This is a genomic window from Actinacidiphila sp. bgisy145 (assembly GCF_057708125.1).
Window position 1 is genome coordinate 1 of record NZ_JBYIRL010000049.1, and the last position, 17,468, is coordinate 17,468.

The window sequence follows — 17,468 nt, forward strand, 5'->3', positions numbered from 1 at the left end:
GCCTGTCGTTTGGATCTCCGCGGCGTCGCGTCGCCCGGCACGCACATCTGCTGCGTTCTCGTCGGGCACCGACGCTCCGCGTCGACTCCCTCCTCCGCCTTGCAGTTGCACGCACCGGACCCCGCTCCTTCTTCCACGGAGATCCAAACGACAGGCCCTAGCCGGCGAGGACGAGGAGGACCTCGTCGATCTCCTCGCCGCGCGCGTTCGCGTTGCCGCGGTCGGTGCCGGTCACCGCGAAGCCGCACTTCTCCAGCACCCGGACCGACCCGGCGTTGTCCGCGGCGGCGCGGGCGTGCAGCGGGCGGTCGGGCACCTCGGCGAGCAGCGCGCGCAGCGCGGCGGTGGCCGCGCCGCGGCCCCAGTGCTCCCGGCCGATCCAGTACGTGACCTCGCGCTCCTGCGGCGGCCCGAACACCGCGACGTGTCCCAGCACCCGGCCGTCGGCGGCGGCCACCGTGCGCTGCACCGCCTGCGGGTCCGCCCGCACCCGCGCCCAGTGTTCCTCGAACCGGTCGCGGTCCGCCGGGTCCTGCGCGGTGAACGCCGCCATCCACACCGCCTCCGGGTCCGCCATCTGTGCGAAGAAGACCGGCAGGTCGCCGTCCTCCACTGCCCGCAGCACCACGTCCATCGCGCACCCTCCCCGTTTGCCGTCCGCCGTACGGCGGCGCCCCCGGCCCGTACACTACGCCACCGCGCCGCGCCCCAGCACCGCGTCGAGGGTGCGGCTGCCGACCGCGGCCATCAGCGGGTTGTCCGCGGAGTGCGCGAGGAAGACCAGGGCCAGCGCCAGTGCCCACCCCCGCGCCCTGGTCCAGGTGGCGTCGTCGGCCCGCCCGTACGCCGCCCGCAACCCCGCGCGGCCCGGGGCGGACAGCAGCATCCAGGCCACGGACAGGTCGGTGGCCGGGTCGCCGGAGGTGAGGTCGCCGAAGTCGATCACGGCGCTGACCCGGCCCCGGTCGACCAGGATGTTCGCCGGGTGCAGGTCGCCGTGCAGCCACACCGGCGGGCCGTCCCACACGGGCGCGGCCAGCGCCCGCCGCCACACCCGCAGCGCCGCCTCGGCCGCCACCGGGTCGGCCAGGTGGGGCAGTTGGGCCACGAGGTTCTCGGTGCGGCCGGCCAGCGGGATGCCGCGCGCCGCGTTGGCGGGGGCGTCGGGCGGCGCGGGCCGGTGCAGGGCGGCCAGGAAGCCGCCGAGGGCGAGCGCGGTCTCTCCTTCGTCGGCCGGGGATGTCCGCGCCGCGGTCTCCCCGGGCAGGTAGGGCACCACGCTCCACGCCCACGGGTAGCCGCGGCCGGGGCGCCCGGTGCGCACCGGCGCCGGGACCGGCAGCGGCAGCCGGCCGGCGAGGCCGGGCAGCCAGCGCTGCTCGCTCAGTACGAGTCCGGCGGCCGCCGCCCGGCGCGGCAGCCGCACCAGGTGCTCGCGGCCGAGCCGGCAGACCATGTTGTCCCAGCCGTTGGCCGGCGCCCCGAGGTCGAGCCCGGCCAGGTCGGGATGCTGGTCGGCGAGCAACTGCCGTACCAGCTCCCGGGAGATCGCGGTCTCGGCGGCGGGCATCGGCTGGGCGTCCACGGCCCCATCGTAGGGGCGGCGACACCTGCCAGGCCGCGCCGCAGGGCGGCTTGCCACTGCCGGCCTCCGGGCAGGTGGCGGTCTCCGAGCAGGCGCCGGTCTGCGGGCACGTGCCAGCCTCCGAGCAGGCGCCGGTCTGCGGGCACGTGCCGGCCTCCGGGCTTGTGTCGGCCTCCGGGCGCGTCCGGGCGGGGCGGCCGCGGTCGGGTATCGACGTGACGCCGGCGCACACCCGGGGCGCGGAGCCGACGCCGCCGTGGGCGGCCGACGCCTGCGCCGTTGTCGCGCCGTAAACGGCCGACGCCTGCGCCGCTGCCGCGCCGGCCACCAGCGCCACGAGCGCCCCGGGCGCCGTGCACACGGTGCTCACCGGCGAGCGAGCGCCACCCGTGCGCCGGGCAGGTGGCCTCCTGCGGTCGCCGTCGGCCGCGGCCGCCCTCGCGGCGCGGGACGCGCGCACGGCCGCGCCCGTTTTCCCACGAAAGGGGGCCGCCGTTGCTTTTCGGCCACGCCGTAAGAGCCCACCGCTGAGGATCGGCGGCGGCCGGGGCGCGGCAGCAAGGGCTGGCGGCGTGACGGGGCGGCGCCCCCACCTTAATCGCACAGTCGTTCGAACATGTGCCAGAATCCAGCCATGCCCCACTCCTTCCCCGACGACCTCGTACAGGCGCAGCACGACTGGTACACCACCTACCGCGAGTTGGCGGCAGGCGCGGGCGCGGGCGCGCGTACGACCGTGTTGCGCCGCCGCCTGGTCCGGCTGTCCGTCCGGATCAGCGCGCACCCTTTCTGGGCCACCCTCCCCGGCACCGCGCCCGCCGCCCGGATGGAGCTGAAGCAGCTGACGTGGGACGCCCGGCCCCCGCACCGCGCGCCCCAGCACCGCGCCCCCGACCAGACCCCCTGACGCCGGGCTCCGGCCCGGCCGCGCGCGCCCACGTCCGTCCGCCCGCCCGCGTCCGCCTGCCCGCCCGCGTCCACGCCCCGCGCCCCGTCCCCGCACCCCGTCCCCCACCGCCCGCACCCACCCCGCGCGCACCTCACACCGCACCCCCACCCACCCCATCCGCCCCAGCCGCCGCCCCTTCGCCCGGATTGCGGAGAGCGCTCTCACCACGCCTTGACACGGCGCGTCCCGACCCCGCAGGGTACGGACCCTAGAGAGCGCTCTCAGCGTCACCGCAGCCGCCCGGCCGTCGGACAGAGGTAGGTCTCGTATGACTTCACGCAGCGCCGCAGGATGCGAGGCGCCCGCGGCCGCGGGCGGGGCGACGGGCCTGGTCGGGGAGGCGCTGCGGCGCCGTACGGCCGTGGCCGGTGCGCCCCCGGCCGCGTACCGGCCGCCACTCGCCGAGCCCGACTTCGGCCCGGACGTCCGGGTGGTCGGCCCGGGGACGCCGGCGCGGCAGGTGCGGGCGGCGCTGGAGGAAGGCGGGGGTGGGCGCGTCGTGCTGTTCGGGCCCGGCCGGTACGCCATGGACGTACGGCTCGGCCCGCACACGTCGGTCGTCGGGCTCGGCGCGCACCCGGAGGACGTCACGATCGACGGCGCCGTGCGGGTCGCGGGTGCGCCTGACCGGTGGGAGGGGGCCGGGTCCGGGTCCCCCACCGGGCCGCTGCACCGGGTGCGGGTGCGCGGCCGGGTGCTGCCCGCCGCGGCGGAGGACGCCGCGGAAGAGGACGCCGCGGAAGAGGACGCCGCAGCGGAGGACGGTACGGCTGGGAGCGGTCCGGACGGGCGCCGGCTCCCCGTCGGCGTCGAGGGGTGGGAGCAGGAGCCGGCCGGCGGGCCGCGCCGCGGGCGGCCGTTCCTGTACGCCGCCGAGGGCGGCCACTACCGGGTGTTCCTGCCGGGTCTGCGGCAGGCGGCGGCGGGCGCGGACCGGGCGGCGGGCGGCGCGCCGGGCTGCTCGGTGCCGCTGGACCGCTTCTACGTGGCCCGGCCGGCGGACTCGGCGCGCGCGCTGAACCGGGCGCTGTCGCAGGGCCGCCACCTGCTGCTGACGCCCGGCGGGTACGACCTCGCGGACACCGTCCGGGTCAAGTGGGCCGGCACGGTGGTGCTGGGGCTGGGGCCGGTGGTGCTCCGCCCGCGCCCGGGTGTGGCGTCGATGACGGTCGCGGACGCGCGCGGGGTGCGGATCGCGGGGCTGGTGTTCGACACGTTCGACGCGTTCGACGCAGTGCCCGACGGCCCGCCCGCGGCGCTTGAGGTCGGTGCCCGGCGGGGCGGCCGGAGCGACCCGCGCGATCCGGCGTCGGTGCAGGACGTGTACTTCCGGACGGCGGGGGCGTACGGGGCGGGCGGCGCGCTGGTCGTGCGCAGCGAGGGGGTGCTGCTCGACCGCGTCGGCGTGTGGCGCACCGGCTCGGGCCGCGCGGGCGGTGCGCACGGCGGTGCGGTGTCCGGGGCCGTACCCGGCGGTGGCGGTGGTCGGCGGCTGGTCACCGCGGGCGGCCCGGCGGCGCGCTGAACCGGAGCGGTTCGCACCGTACGCCCCCTGCCACGCGGGCTCGCCGCCTCCGTACGATGGCCGGACCGGCGGGACCGACAGACCCGGGGAGGCCACGGTGGACGTCCTCACCGCCCAGTCCCTGCGCGGCATCTGGGCACCGACGCTGCTGCCGCTCGACGCGGACGACGCGATCGACTTCGACCGCCTCGACGAGGCGCTGGCGGCGGTGCTCGGCTCGGGCGTGCACGGCGTCTACACCAACGGCACCGCGGGCGAGTTCCACACCCTCGACGAGGGCGAGTACGACCGCCTGCACGCGCTGGTGGCCGCGCGCTGCACCGCGGCCGGGGTGCCCTTCCAACTCGGCGCGAGCCATCCCGCGGGGCGGCTGTCGCTGGACCGGGTCCGCCGCGCGGCGGCGCTGCGGCCGGGCGCGATCCAGGTGGTGCTGCCGGACTGGCTGCCGCTGCGGCCCGACGAGGCGCTGGCCGCGCTGCACGGGCTGGCGGCGGCCGCGGGCGGGGTGCCGCTGGTGCTGTACAACCCGCCGTACGCCAAGACGCAGCTCACCCCGGAGCTGCTGGCGCGGATCGCCGAACAGCTGCCCCAGGTCATCGGGTTGAAGGTGCCCGCGGTGGACGTCGCGCGCGGCCTCACCGACCGCTTCGCGGTGTTCGTGGCCGGCCACACCCTGGCGACGGGCCGCCGCGGCGGCGCGGCCGGGTCGTACTCCAACGTGGCCTGCATGAGCCCGGCGGGCGCGGTCCGCTGGTACGACCGGATGTCCGCGGACCCCGCGGGCGCGGCCGGCACGCAGGAGCGGCTGCGGGGCTTCCTCGACCGCCATGTGGCGCCGCTGGCGGCCGCCGGCTACAGCGATCCCGCGCTGGACAAGGCGCTGTGCGCGGTGGGGGGTTGGTGCCGCACCGGCACCCGGGTCCGCTGGCCCCACCGCTGGCTGCCCCCGCGGGAGGTACCGCCGCTGCGCGCCGCCGCGCTCGCCGCCGTGCCTGACCTCCTCGCCGACCCGCTCGGCGCGGCCCCGGGGAAGGGATGAGGGCCGATGACGGCCGAGCCCCGCGTGCTGCCGTTCCGCGCGGCTGCCGCCGGGCACGAGGTGGGCCGCCCCCTTGTCGGACACGGCCTAAGCTGAGCGGCATGCCCGCCAGGTCCGTCGATGCCGTGTCGCGCGCTGCCGTGCGCGTCCTGCCCGCGGGGCCGCGCACCGCCCGGCGCGCCGTCGGCCCGGCGGGGCCCGGCGCGGTCAGACTGCTGCCGGGGGCACCGGCCCCACACGCCCGACTCCCCCGGATCGGAAGCACCGACGCATGACGCCCAGCGACCAGCCTCAGCGCGCGACCGACGGCATATCCGACGCGCCCGCAGGCGGACCCGCCGGTGGACCCGCAGGTGAATCCGCGGGTGAGGACGGCCGCCGGCCCGGCGCCGGGTCCTGGCGGCGCTTGGTGCGGGGGCGGCGCCGGCCGTGGGTCGTGGCCACTGCCGTGATCGCCGGGCTCGCGGTGCTCGCCGCGAGCGCCGACCTGCTCATCGCGCACACCGCGCGGGAGCGCATCGCCCGGGCGGCGAGCTGTCGGCTCAAGCCGGTCGGCCGGGTGTCGGCGGAGCTGTCGGGGAGCCTGGCGGGGCTGCGGATACTGACCGGGCACGTCGGCACCGTACGCATCCGCGCCGAGGACGTGGAGCGCAACGACATGGACCTGACCGTCACCGCCGAGCTGCACCAGGTGACCACCAAGGGCGCCATGAGCGGCGGCAGCGCTACGGCCACCCTGGCCTACGACGAGTTGGGCAAGCAGCTCACCCGGGGCGGTGCGGGTCTGCGCCCGGGGCCCGACGGCCACGGCGGCCTGGTGCTGACCGGCACCGTCGTCGGCATCCCGCTGCCGGTGACCGTGCACACCTCGATCAGGACCGGCAGGGACTCGGTGACCGTCACGCCGACCGATGTGGACGTCCTGGGCCGGAACATCCCGGTGGCGCAGGCGCGGAAGGGCAAGGGCGGCTCGGGGCTCGCCGCGCAGCTCGCGCCGCGCACCGTGACGGCGCCGCAACTGCCCGCGGGGGTGGCGCTCACCGGTGCCCGGACGAACGCCCAGGGGCTCGCGCTGTCGCTGTCGGTGCCCGCGAGCGTGTCCTCGGGCGGTGCCAAGGGCTGCGCCGCGTAACGGCGTTGCCACTCCACTCGACCGGCCCCGCCGCCGCTGCCTAAGATGTGCGCAGCCACCGGGGGCCGTTCGGCGGACCGGAGTTGCACACGCAGAGCACCGTTGTGAGGGGTCATATGCCAGCCGCAGACGCGTCGTCGAGCACGTCCATCGACATAACGGTGCCCAGTGTCGCCCGCATGTACGACTACCTGCTGGACGGCAAGGACAACTACCCGGCCGACCGCAGCGCGACCGAAGAGCTGCTGGGGCAGGTGCCGAGCATGAAGGTGCTCGCGCTGAACAACCGTCAGTTCCTGCGCCGGGTGGTGCGGGTACTCGCCGAGGACTACGGCATCAAGCAGTTCGTCGACCACGGCTCCGGGCTGCCGACGCAGGACAACGTGCACGAGATCGCGCAGCGCATCCACCCGGACGCGCGGGTCGTCTACGCGGACAACGACCCGATCGTGCTCGCGCACGGCCGGGTGCTGCTGGAGCAGAACGAGAACACCGCCGTCATCCAGGCCGACTTCCGCGACACCGACAGCATATGGGAGAGCGAGGAGGTGCACCGGCTGATCGACCTGGACGAGCCGGTGGCCGCGCTGTTCGTGTCGGTGCTGCACTGCGTGAAGGAGACCGAGGACCCGGCGGGCATGGTGCACCGGGTCCGGGACCGGCTGCCGGCCGGCAGCTTCCTGGTGGTGTGCCAGCTCGTCAGCGACGACCCCGAAGTGCGCAGCGGCGTCAGCGCGTTCATGGACCAGTCGACCGGCGGCAACTGGGGCGAAGTGCGCGAGCCCAGCGTCCTGGAGACGTACCTGGAGGGCACCGAGATCATCGAGCCCGGCCTGGTCGAGGTCTCCACCTGGCGCGCCGACAACGAACTCGCCCTGGTCCAGCCGAGTTACGAGTGGATCGAGTACGGCGGCGTGGGCCGGGTGCGCTGAGGCGGACGGCCGCCCCCGCGCGGGGCGGCTACTCGTACCGCCGCAGCGCCTCTTCGAGCAGCACCCGGCTCTCCGCCGGGGTGGCCGCCAGCGCGCTCAGCTCGTCCAGCGCGGCCCGGTAGCGGTCCACGTCCTCCAGCCGGTCGAGGTACATCGCGCTGGTCATGTGCTCCAGGTAGACCATGTCCGGCAGGAAGCCCTGCGCGAAGCGCAGGTAGGTCACGGCCGCGCCCGGGGTGGCGGCGGCGCTCGCCTCGTAGGAGGCGATCTGGAGCCGTACGCCGGGGTGCCGCAACACCTCCAGCAGGTAGTGGAGTTGGTCGCGCATCACCTGTGCGCCGCCGATCGGGCGGTGCAGCACGCCCTCGTCGATGAGCGCCCACAGCACCGGCGCGCCGGGCTCGGTCATCCGCCGCTGCCGCTCCAGCCGCAGCATGACGCGCTGTTCGCGCTCCTCGGCCGACGCGAGGCGGTGGCCGACGAGCACCACGGCCTGTGCGTAGGCGGGCGTCTGGAGCAGGCCGGGCACGAACTGCGTCTCGTAGGTGCGGACGACGTGGGCGTCGCGCTCCAGGCCGATGAGCTGCTGGAGCCAGTCCGGCACCACCTCGCCGTACTGCTGCCACCATTCCGGGCGGGCGGAGCGCTCCACCATGGCGAGGATCTGGCCGCGTTCGGGCTCCTCGACCCGGTAGAGGCTCAACAGGTCTTCCACGTCACGGGACTTGAGGTTGACGTGCGCGGTCTCCATGCGGCTGATCTTCGAGGCGTGCGCGCGGATGTGCCGGCCAGCGTCGCCGGGGCTGATCGCCCTGTTCTCCCGCAGCGCCCGCAGATAGTTGCCGAGCACGCGGCCCATCGCCGTGGCGCCCATCTCGGGGCGGCGCTCGAAGAGCTGTATCGGCGAGACGGGGTGCGGCGCGGCAGGCATAGGGGCTCCCAACGCAGAGACTGGAAGGGCCATTATTGCACCGGGGTACCGCTGTGGTCTGCCCGTATACCGCGAAGGCCCGGGATGCGCCAGGGAGCATTCCGCTCGTGCGCAACCCGGGCCGCGTGAGGCGGTTTCGGGGCGGCGTCAGCCGGTGTACGGGTCGAAGTCGCCGTCCTTGGCGCCCTCGACGAAGGCGGTGATCTCCGCGCGGGTGTAGACCAGCGCGGGTCCGTCCGGGTGCCGGGAGTTGCGCACCGCCACGCTGCCGTCCGGAAGCGCGGCCACCTCCACGCAGTTGCCGCTCGGGTTGCTGCGCCCGCTCTTGACCCAGCGGACCCCGGAGATCGAACTGGCCTGCACACCGTTCTCGAACTGCTGCACCTGGCATCACTCCTACGTCGGTCGGGGCGGCATACGGATACGCTCACGCACCAGGAATCACGGCAGTTGCCGCGGCGACCCGGCGCATGTGCCGCTGCAATTCCCGATGCAATTGCAGCGGCAATTCCTCGACTCACGGTACTGTCGGTGCCGCGCGGTGTCGACACATGCGTGAACGCCCCGAATTCGGGGTAGGGTCAGTGCCGTTTCCGGGAGCTTGCAGCTCAGGGGGCCGCAAAAGCCCAGGTCGCCAACGGTCCGCGCCGGCACGGCAGGTGCACGACCGTACGGGGATCGTGCACCTGCCGTGCGCAGGGCGGCGCCGTCCACCTCAACGCCTGTGCTAGGCCGCTTCGTTCGGACCTGGCGGCGGGTCGGCCGGGTGGCCGTCGGGCCACCAGCGGCGCACGTCGAGCACGGCGGCCAGCAGGGGCGCGGTGAGCTCCGGCCGGCCGTCGAGCGGTAGCCGCGCGATCAGGCCGAGGAGCGCGGACCGGCCGACCGCGGCGGCGTCCGCGACCGCCGCACGCCAGAAGGCGGGCCGGCGTTCGGGCAGGACGGTGGACGCGGCGAGCGCGAGGTCCGCGTGCGCCTCGGCCCGTTCGGAGAAGACGGGGTGGCGGGCGACGACGCCCGCGATCTGGTCGAGGAGCGCGGGGGTCAGGTGCGGCGCGAGGGCGGCAACGGTGTACGGGAAGGCCCCGAGCCACCGCCTGTCGGCGGCGCGCCGGCGCAGGAGCCGGCCGACGAGGTCGGCGGCGTCCCGCTCCCCGAGCCAGGGAATGATCCGGACCAGCGTGTAGTGGTCCAGCACGGCCGTCTGCTCACGCAGCCTGCCGGTCACCATCGCCAGCAGTTCGGCGCGCGCGAGGGGCTCGGCGGTCGCGGCGAGCAAGGCGTACGCCTCGGTCTCCCCCTCCGGCGACAGCTTCCGGGCCACCCGCAGCGCCTGCCGCCGGGCCGCGTCGTCAAGGTGCGGCCCGACCGCGTCCAGCGCGCCGAGCAACTGCCCTTCCGCGTCGTCGTGGTGCTCCGTGCCGATGTCCTCCTCCGCCAGGCGCTCCAGGGTCTCGGCGACGGCCGGCAGGCACTGCGAGGCGGGCACAAGGGCGAGGAGGCAGCCCAGTTGGGCCAGCCGCCAGACCTGGTTGCCGGGGTCGAGCAGCGCCGCGCACGCGGCGAACGTGCGGTCGGGCGAAGCGGCGCCGGAGCACCGCTCGGCCGCCTCCCGGACCACGTCCAACCCGGGGCAGTACACGGCGTCGACGTGTCCGTGCGGGAGGAGGACCGTGGTCAGTGCCTCGTGCAGCGTCACACCCGCCCGGTCCGGGGCGGCCCTCCCGGCGAGCGCGGCGAGGGCGCACGCCCGGTCGCACACGTCGTGGAGCGCACGGGCGGCCCCCAGCGCCGCTTCGGCCTGCGCGTCCGACAACCGGCCGGGCCCCGGGGACTGCCGGGACCTGCCGCCGCGGTCGGACGGGCCCGGGCCGAGGGCCGCGAGCAGCTCCCCCGGTGTCGTGGCCCGCGCGAGCACCGGGCGCTGGACGCCCTCCCGGTCCCCCCGGTACGCCGCCTCGCGGGCCCGGCGCAGCAGCGCGGCGCGGTCGTCGGGGTCCTGCGCGCGTGCGGCGAGCCGGGCGAGCACGAGCGCCGTGGTCCGGGCGTCCGCCGCCGCGGGAACCGCCCGGGCGGCCGCGCCGAGCGCGGCGGCGTCCAGACGGGGCGCCAACTCGTACAGGAGCGCGGCCAGTTCGTCACCGTCGACCAGCGCGGCGATCTCGCCGAGCATCCGCAGCTGGACCTCGGGCGGCCGGCCGGGGGTCAGCCGCGCCAGCGCCCGCGCCCACACGGCGGGCCGGCGTGACCACGTGTCGGGCCGGCTGCCGCGCCGCGCCGAGGACAGGCAACCGGCGAGTTCGTCCCGCGTCAGGTGGGGCGCGAGGAGTTCCAGGGTCCCGTCCGACGTACCGTCCGCCAGGACATGGGCCGCCGCCCGGCGCAGGAGCCGGCCGGACGCGAAGGAGGCGCAGGCGGCCACCACGTCCACCGCGGTGGCGGGCGCGGTGCGGAACAGGTCGTCGACGCGCTCCTCCAGCACGGCGGTGCGCTCGGGCTCGGGCAGCGCGCGGACCAGCGCCGTCCAGCGCCGGTGCCGGGTCTCCGGTTTCCCGGCGCGCAGCAACGCGGTCGCCTTCGTGACGAGCGGGTCCCGACGGGGGCCGGTCAGGCGGGGGATCGAGGCGGCCAGGATGGCGGCCGCGGCGTGCACGTTGGCCGCGGGCAATTCGCGGTCGACCAGGTCCGTGAGTTCCCCGGGCCCCAGGTAGGGGGCGAGTTCCTCCGCCACCAGGCCGCGCCCGCCCCTGAGTTCCGGCGCGGACCGCTCGGCGGTGAGCCGCCACGCGATCAGCTGCTCCCGGACGTCGGGCGCCGCCACCCGCAGGGCCGCGCGCAGCGCCTGGGTCCGTTCGTGGAAGCCGTCGCCCGTGCGCGCCACCTCCAGGACGTCGTCCAGGAGTTCCGGCAGTGCCGGAAGCGCCGCGTGCAGCACCTCCCGGAAGTGGTGGCGGTCCTCGCCCTGCCGCAGGCCTGCCAGCAGTTCGCGCTGCGCCCGCTCCGGGAACCACGGGCTCGCCGCCGCGAAGACCGCGGCGCGGATCTCCCCGGAGCGCTGCCGGTCGGCGTCGGCCGCCGCCAGCGCGCGCTCCAACAGCGCCTCGCGCGCCGCGTCGTCGACCAGGCCCAGCAGCCGGATCAGCGCGTTGGTCCGCTGGACGGGCGCAGGGATGCGCTCAGCGGCCCGGATCGCGAGCCCGAGGAGGTGGGCGCGCCGGCGCGGCGGCAGTCCCGTCGCCGCGGCCAGCCGCCGGTACGCCTCGGAGCGCTGCACCGGGTCGGGCATGAGGCCGGTGTATGCCTCCGCCTGCCGGAAGGTCCAGACGCCCTGCCGCACCAGGGCTACCAGGAGGGCGGCGGGCACGGTGGCCGCACGGGTCACGATCGAGCTGCGGATCAGCTCGTAGCGGATCTCCAGGGCCATCCCGGCGTCCTGGCCGGCGCCGGGATCGGCGCGGTCGGTCGCGGACGCGGCGAGGCCGCGCGCGCGTTCGAGGTCGGCGAGGTACTCGCGGACGAGGCCCGCGCGGTCGTGGGCGGCGAACCAGGTGTTGGTGCCGCCGTGCGCACCGGACGCGGCGGCCAGCAGCCGGTGCAGCAGGTCAGCCTGGCCGGCCGCCGCGAAGTGGCCGCCCAGGTGCACCAGGGCGTACCGGTCCAGGTCGTCGGCCGGGACCGGGTGGGCGAGGCCGGGCAGCCCCTTGTCGAGTCCGCCCCAGCGCCGGGCCAGGTCGGCGGCGAGGCGGTCGTGGAGCTCCGCCCGCCGCCGCCGTGCCGCGTGGCAGGAGTGGTCCTGGAGCAGGTCGTGCTGGAGGACCGTCCCGTCCTCGGGGCGGTGGGTCAGCAGGCAGCGGCGCGCGAGCAGTTCGACGGCGGAGAGCACATCGGCGTCGTCCAGTCCGCGGTGCCGCCACACCAGTTCCACGGCCGCGACCGGTACCGGCCCGCGTGCGGCGAAGACCGCGAGGTCCTCGTAGCAGGCCCGGACCACCTCCGGCAGGGCGTCGGTGCTCGCCCTGATCGCGGCCGTCAGCGAGCCGTGCCGGTAGTCGAGGAACTGTTTGACCAGCGCGTCCGGGCGCGGCCGGTCGAGCGCGTCCGCCAGTCCGGTCCAGCTGTGGCCCTCGGCGGCCATCGCCCCGCAGATCGCCAGTGCCAGCGGCAGCCCGCGGCAGTGGCCGAGCACCTGGCCGGCCGCGCCGGGCAGTTCGTCCGGTGCGACCCGCGCGTAGGCCGCGAGCAGGTGCCGGGCGGGCTCGGCCGGCAGCGTCTCCACCAGGATCGGGCGGCAGCCGTGCGGCACCGTCTCCAGGTCGCGGGTGGTGGTCAGCAGGGCGCTGCCGGGGCCGAAGACGTCCAGTGCCAGGAGCTGTTCGGCCGAGGTGACGTTGTCGACGACCACGAGGCAGTCGAGGGTGCGGAGCCGGTCGCGCAGGGCCGGCAGTCCGGCCGCGGGATCGGCGCCGGTGGCGGGCTCGTCCAGCGCGGCGAGCAGTTCGCCCCGGCAGGCGTCGGCGGACCGGCCGTCGGCCGGCAGCCACAGGACGCCGTCCCGGAACCGCCGCGCGACCCGGGGGTCGAGGGCCACCGCCCGGGCGAGCACCGACTTGCCCGCGCCGCCCATGCCGACGAGCGCCACCACGGGGGTGCGGGTCGGCGGTTCGGCCCCGGGGTCCGCGGCGCCCACCGCGGCGACGGCCCGTTCGTGCAGGTCGGGGCGGGCGAGGTACTCCGCCGGGAGATGGAGCCGGGGGTCGGCCGGGGCGCGGGCGGGGTCCGGGCCGGCGGTGCGCGGGCGCCGCCCGGCGCGGGCGGCCCGCCACAGGCGCTCCCACGACGCACGCGGCCGCCGCCGGAAGCCCGGGGTGTGCCGTTCGGCGCGCTCGGCGAGGAAGTCGAGGACCGGGGCGAGCGTCTCGAACGACCGGGGGACGTAGGTGCCTTCGAGCCAGCCGTACCAGGTCGACTCCGACACGGTCCGGCGCGGGCGCGCATCGGGCCGGCCCGGACCGGGAGCACCGGTCCTGCGGTTGACCGCGCGGTCGATCGACGCCCAGCCGGTGCGGCCGGACGCCTCCCACAGGTGGTGCAGGGCGGCCGTCCACGCCTCGGCGCCGGGGGCCGGCCGGTCGTTCACCGGCCGGTTCCCGGGTCGTGCGGACCCCGGACCGGACCCGGGCCGCGGGAGCCGGAGTGCCGGCTGCCGGCCTGGCGGGCGCCCGGAACGCTCCGGGTCGGCCCGCCCGGACCCGGCGGCCAGGCGGCGCGTCGGGCCTGGTGGGGCCCGAGCGCTCCGCACCCGCGTGGGCGCCGGCCGACCACGGGAGGCACACCGTGCACGTACCGGACCGATCCCGCTTCAGTTTCCGCTTCCGCCGCATCGGACGCCGCCTGGGCGGCCTCGCCGTCCAGGCCGCCGTGTACGGCGCCGCGACCGCCGCCGGTTCGGGCGCGGTCGGACTCGCCGTCAGGGTGCTCGCGCACCGGTGACCGGGGCGGGCCGCCCTCCGGTCCGCACAGCGTCCAGACCGACACATCTCCCCCAAGGTCCCGCCCTCACGGTAGCGTTTCGCGCGCGCCGCGGGGCGGCCTTGGCACATCGCCGGGCGCCCGTACCCCGGGCCGGGGCCGGTCACGCCGCCCGGCGCACCTCGAGGAGCAGCGCCTGGCCCGGGTTGAGGGTCGGCAGCGGCACGCCCGCCTCGGCGAGCACCGCACCCGGCAGCCGTACCCAGCCCGCCAGCGCCTCGGTGAGCCAGGCCGGGCCGCCGGTCTGGTGCAGCGACGGCAGCCCGAGCTCGGTGCGCACCCGCACCTCGTAGCTCCCGTCGGCGGCGAGCCCGGGCAACTGCACCCGGCCGTACTGCGCTTCGGTGGACGTCGCGGTGCGCGCCCAGCAGTACAGCGCCGCGGAACCGTCGTACGCCACGACGCCGTGCAGCAGCCGCGCCTCCCGCTGCGCGTCGCCGGGCCCGGTCAGGTCGGCCCGTACGGTGCGGCCGCCGTGCAGCAGCGGGCGCAGCTCCCGGTACATCGCCGTCCAGGCGGTGATCCGCGCCAGCTCCTCGCCGGTGCAGGACGTCAGGTCCTGCTCGATGCCGGCGTGCCCGAACAGCGCGGTGGCCAGCCGGAAGGAGACGTCCGTCTCGCGGTGCGTGGTGTGCGCCGGCGACGGGCCGAAGTGCGCGCCGACCAGTTCGGGGGGCAGCAGCTGCCCGGTCCAGCGCTGGATCGACTGCCGCTCCACCGGGTCGTTGCAGTCCGAGGCCCAGACGCGGTCGGTGCGCGCGAGCACCCCCAGGTCGACCCGGCCGCCGCCGCTGGCACAGCTCTCGATCTCCAGCCCGGGGTGCCGCTCCTTGAGGGTGTCCAGCAGCCGGTACAGCGCGCGCACCTGGGCGTGCGCGACCGGGCGGTCCGCCGGGCCGTGCACGGCTTCGTGCAGGTCCCGGTTGTGGTCCCACTTCAGGTACGCGATGCCGTAGGCGGTGACCAGCGTGTCGATGCTGTCCAGCAGGTACGCCCAGGCGTCGGGGTTGGTGATGTCCAGGACGTACTGGTTGCGGGAGGTCGGGCCGCGGCCGGCGGCCGGGCCGAGCACCCAGTCAGGGTGCGCACGGGCCAGCTCGGAGTCGGGGTTGACCATCTCCGGCTCGAACCACAGCCCGAACTCCATGCCGCGGGCCCGGACATGGTCCGCCAGCGGGGACAGCCCCCGCGGCCACACCGCCGGGTCCACCTGCCAGTCGCCGAGCCCGGCGTTGTCCGCGCGGCGGCCGAGGAACCAGCCGTCGTCCAGCACGAACCGCTCGACACCGACCTCCGCGGCCTTGTCCACCAGCCGCAGCAGGCGGTCCAGGTCGTGGTCGAAGTAGACGGCCTCCCAGCTGTTGAGGACCAGCGGGCGGGGCCGGGACGGGTGCTGCGGGCGGGCCCGCAGCAGCGTGTGGAAGCGGTCGGCCAGGCCGTCCAGCCCGGCCGCGGACCAGGCGTACCAGCTCACCGGTGTCCGGTAGCTCTCCCCCGGTGCGAGCCGCACCTCACCGGCCCGCAGCAGCTCGCCCCCGCCGAGCGCCGAGGCGTGCACCCCCGCGCCCTCCGGCAACTGCTCCACCAGGAAGCGCTGGTCGCCGCTCCAGGCCACGTGCACGGCCCACACCTCGCCGGACCGGAACCCGAAGCCCGGGGTGCCGACCGCCAGCAGATACGGCGAGTCCAGCCCGGGCTTGCCCCGCCGCACCTCCCGTGTGTACGTGCCGTGCGCCAACTCCCGGCGCTGCGGGGACCGTTCACGGCTCCACTTGCCGGTGAAGTCCAGCACCTCGCTCGCCCGGCGCGGCACCGGCAGCAGGGTCACGACCTGCCCCAGGTCGTACGGTGCCGGGTCCGCGTCCACCGCGGCGCGCCGGGTCAGCTCCGCCGACACCCCCAGCACGCCCGACGGCTCCAGCCGGTAGGTCAGCGCGACGTCCACACCCGCGCCGGTGTCGGCCAGCTCGATCCGCACCTCGCCGCCACCGCGGGGGTCCGCGCGGTGCTCCACCCGCGACGTCGCCAGGCGCGGCGCCCCCGCGCCCCCGTCCAGGTGCCCGAAGTGCGCGGGCGTACCCGACCACCCCTCGGCCTCCGTCGGCCACACCGTGAACCGCCGACCGCAGTCGATCGAACTGTTCAGCACCGCGGCCTCACCCGTCAGACTCAGCGCCCCCAGCTCCGCGTCCGACAGCTCCCCCAGATCCGCACCCCAGTGCAGCACCCTCGGGACCGGCTCCGTCATCTCCACGACCAAGCTCGTCCCAGCAGCTCGCAACGCGACCACCCGCGCCGATGAGTCAGCCATGCGAGGGCTCCTCCCTGCGATCCAGCACTCCACGACCCCGCGAATCTAACGACCCTTTCCTTCCACCGTCAACATACCCTCCCGCCGGCCAAGAGCCGCGAACACCTCCACCCCCAGCAACGCACCACCCCCGCCACCAGGGGCGCGAGGAACTGCGCGCCCAGCAGACCACCGACCAGCAACCCGGCAACGAACCCCCACCCCAACGGCGCAACCCCGCAAGGGGCGCGAGGAACTGCGCGCCCAGCAGGCCACCGGCCCGCACCCGGCAACGGCACCGCACCCCCAACGGCGAACCCCCGCAGCGGCCCCCACCCCCGGAGGGATTTCTTGCCGCAGGAAATGTAAGGTGCGGGTCATGCCTCTGGATGGCCAGCCGCCGGCCGCGTCACTGGTGCTGCGCACCCTGCTGCAAGGCCCGCTGACGCGGGCGGAGATCGGACGGCGCACCGGCCTGTCCCCGGGCGCCGTGACGAAAGTAGCGAGCCCGCTGCTGGCGGACGGCTGGCTGACGGAACTGGGCGGCCCGGTCCAGCCGCCGACAGGCGAACGCGCCTCGGGCCGCCCGGCGACCCCCTTGGCGGTGCGCCCGGACCGCGCCCACTTCGTGGGCGTGAAGGTCACCGCGGACGAGCTGATCGGCGTCCTGACCGATCTGACCGCCCGCCCGCTGGCGACCGGCCGCACCGACCTGCGCTCGCACGACGTGGTGACGGTGGTCGCCGACCTCGCCCGGCTGGTGGCGCGCCTGCGCGCGGACGGCACGGGCTTCGGCCGAGGCGACGCGCACAGCATCGGCGTCACCCTCGCCGGGGACGTCGACGCCCGCGGCGGCACCGTGCGCTACTCCCCCTTCCTCGACTGGCGCCAGGTCCCGCTCGCCGCGCTGGTCGGCGCCGCCACGGGCACACCGGTGCTGGTCGAGAACGACGTGCGCGCGCTGACGGTGGCCGAGCAGTGGTTCGGCGCGGGCGTCGGCCTCTCCTCGTTCGCCCTGGTCACGGTCGGCGCCGGAATCGGCTGCGGCCTGTCGGTCGGCGGGCGGGTGGTGTCCGGGGCGTACGGCGTGTCCGGCGAGCTGGGCCACTTGGCGCTGGGCGGCACCGACCGGGTGTGCACCTGCGGCAACACCGGCTGCGTGGAGGCCGTCGCCTCCTCCCGCGCGATCACCGAGCAGGCGCGGGAGGCGGCCGGCGACCCGGAGCTGAGCATGCCCGGGGCGGTGCGGCTGGCGTACGCCGGCCACCGGGAGGTGCGCGCGGTCTTCGCCCGGGCCGGACGGGCGATGGGGCTGGCGCTCGCCGCGGTCGCCAACCTGGTCGGCCCGCAGCGGATCGTCATCTCGGGCGAGGGCGTGTCCTCCTACGACCTGTACGAGGAGGAGATCCGGCAGACGTTCGCCGCCCGCGCGTTCGGCGCCGCGGCGGACTGCGACCTGCTGGTGCGGCCGCTGCCGTTCGAGGAGTGGGCGCGCGGGGGCGCCGCGGTGGCCGTCCAGCACCTGCTGGCCCCGCCCGCACCCGCGGGCGCGTGAG

General features: G+C 76.4%; 13 protein-coding genes. 7 read left to right on the forward strand and 6 right to left on the reverse strand.

All coding sequences use genetic code 11. From position 1 onward, the window contains the following. Positions 1–157: 157 nt before the first annotated feature. Together AC3ERT_RS31885 and AC3ERT_RS31890 are read right to left on the reverse strand one after the other, a co-directional pair. On the reverse strand, positions 158–634 hold the full coding sequence (locus AC3ERT_RS31885) for a GNAT family N-acetyltransferase (protein ID WP_435178300.1): 477 nt from the start codon (positions 632–634) through the stop codon (positions 158–160). A 54-nt stretch (positions 635–688) separates the two neighbouring features. After that, complete coding sequence (locus tag AC3ERT_RS31890) at positions 689–1,585, reverse strand: aminoglycoside phosphotransferase family protein (protein ID WP_435137025.1); 897 nt, start codon at positions 1,583–1,585, stop codon at positions 689–691. A 634-nt stretch (positions 1,586–2,219) separates the two neighbouring features. On the opposite strand from AC3ERT_RS31890, the gene AC3ERT_RS31895 reads away from it, so the two are divergent. The 5 genes from AC3ERT_RS31895 to AC3ERT_RS31915 all read left to right on the forward strand — a co-directional run bounded on the left by AC3ERT_RS31895 (position 2,220) and on the right by AC3ERT_RS31915 (position 7,162). Beyond that, complete coding sequence (locus tag AC3ERT_RS31895; protein WP_435178302.1) at positions 2,220–2,492, forward strand: hypothetical protein; 273 nt, start codon at positions 2,220–2,222, stop codon at positions 2,490–2,492. A 310-nt stretch (positions 2,493–2,802) separates the two neighbouring features. Further along, on the forward strand, positions 2,803–4,059 hold the full coding sequence (locus AC3ERT_RS31900; protein WP_435178304.1) for a hypothetical protein: 1,257 nt from the start codon (positions 2,803–2,805) through the stop codon (positions 4,057–4,059). A gap of 97 nt (positions 4,060–4,156) precedes the next feature. Further along, positions 4,157–5,098 (forward strand): dihydrodipicolinate synthase family protein, encoded by a 942-nt coding sequence (locus AC3ERT_RS31905; protein WP_335980237.1) that lies wholly within the window; start codon positions 4,157–4,159, stop codon positions 5,096–5,098. 436 nt (positions 5,099–5,534) lie between these two features. Next, complete coding sequence (locus tag AC3ERT_RS31910) at positions 5,535–6,230, forward strand: LmeA family phospholipid-binding protein (RefSeq protein WP_435178306.1); 696 nt, start codon at positions 5,535–5,537, stop codon at positions 6,228–6,230. 116 nt (positions 6,231–6,346) lie between these two features. After that, positions 6,347–7,162 carry an SAM-dependent methyltransferase gene (locus tag AC3ERT_RS31915; RefSeq protein WP_335980229.1) on the forward strand — a complete coding sequence of 272 codons (816 nt, stop codon included), beginning with the start codon at positions 6,347–6,349 and terminating at the stop codon, positions 7,160–7,162. Between the two features lie 28 nt (positions 7,163–7,190). Here AC3ERT_RS31915 and AC3ERT_RS31920 read toward each other — a convergent pair whose 3' ends face one another. From AC3ERT_RS31920 to AC3ERT_RS31930, 3 genes are all read right to left on the reverse strand, one after another. Next, entirely contained in the window at positions 7,191–8,093 is a 903-nt protein-coding gene (locus AC3ERT_RS31920) for a helix-turn-helix domain-containing protein (RefSeq protein WP_435137012.1), read from the reverse strand. A gap of 147 nt (positions 8,094–8,240) precedes the next feature. Then, complete coding sequence (locus AC3ERT_RS31925; protein ID WP_335980226.1) at positions 8,241–8,477, reverse strand: DUF397 domain-containing protein; 237 nt, start codon at positions 8,475–8,477, stop codon at positions 8,241–8,243. A gap of 343 nt (positions 8,478–8,820) precedes the next feature. Beyond that, positions 8,821–13,230: an NB-ARC domain-containing protein gene (locus AC3ERT_RS31930; RefSeq protein WP_435178308.1), complete on the reverse strand. Its 4,410-nt coding sequence runs from the start codon at positions 13,228–13,230 to the stop codon at positions 8,821–8,823. A 197-nt stretch (positions 13,231–13,427) separates the two neighbouring features. Here AC3ERT_RS31930 and AC3ERT_RS31935 point away from each other — a divergent pair, with 197 nt between their 5' ends. Continuing rightward, entirely contained in the window at positions 13,428–13,583 is a 156-nt protein-coding gene (locus AC3ERT_RS31935) for a hypothetical protein (RefSeq protein WP_435178310.1), read from the forward strand. 142 nt (positions 13,584–13,725) lie between these two features. Here the strand turns inward: AC3ERT_RS31935 and AC3ERT_RS31940 are convergent, their stop codons facing one another. Next, positions 13,726–15,933, reverse strand: a complete 2,208-nt coding sequence (locus tag AC3ERT_RS31940; protein WP_435178312.1) for an alpha-galactosidase — start codon at positions 15,931–15,933, stop codon at positions 13,726–13,728. Positions 15,934–16,291: 358 nt separating this feature from the next. Here AC3ERT_RS31940 and AC3ERT_RS31945 point away from each other — a divergent pair, with 358 nt between their 5' ends. After that, a complete protein-coding gene (locus AC3ERT_RS31945; protein ID WP_435178314.1) occupies positions 16,292–17,467 on the forward strand; it encodes an ROK family transcriptional regulator in 1,176 nt (391 codons plus the stop codon). Position 17,468 lies beyond the last annotated feature (1 nt).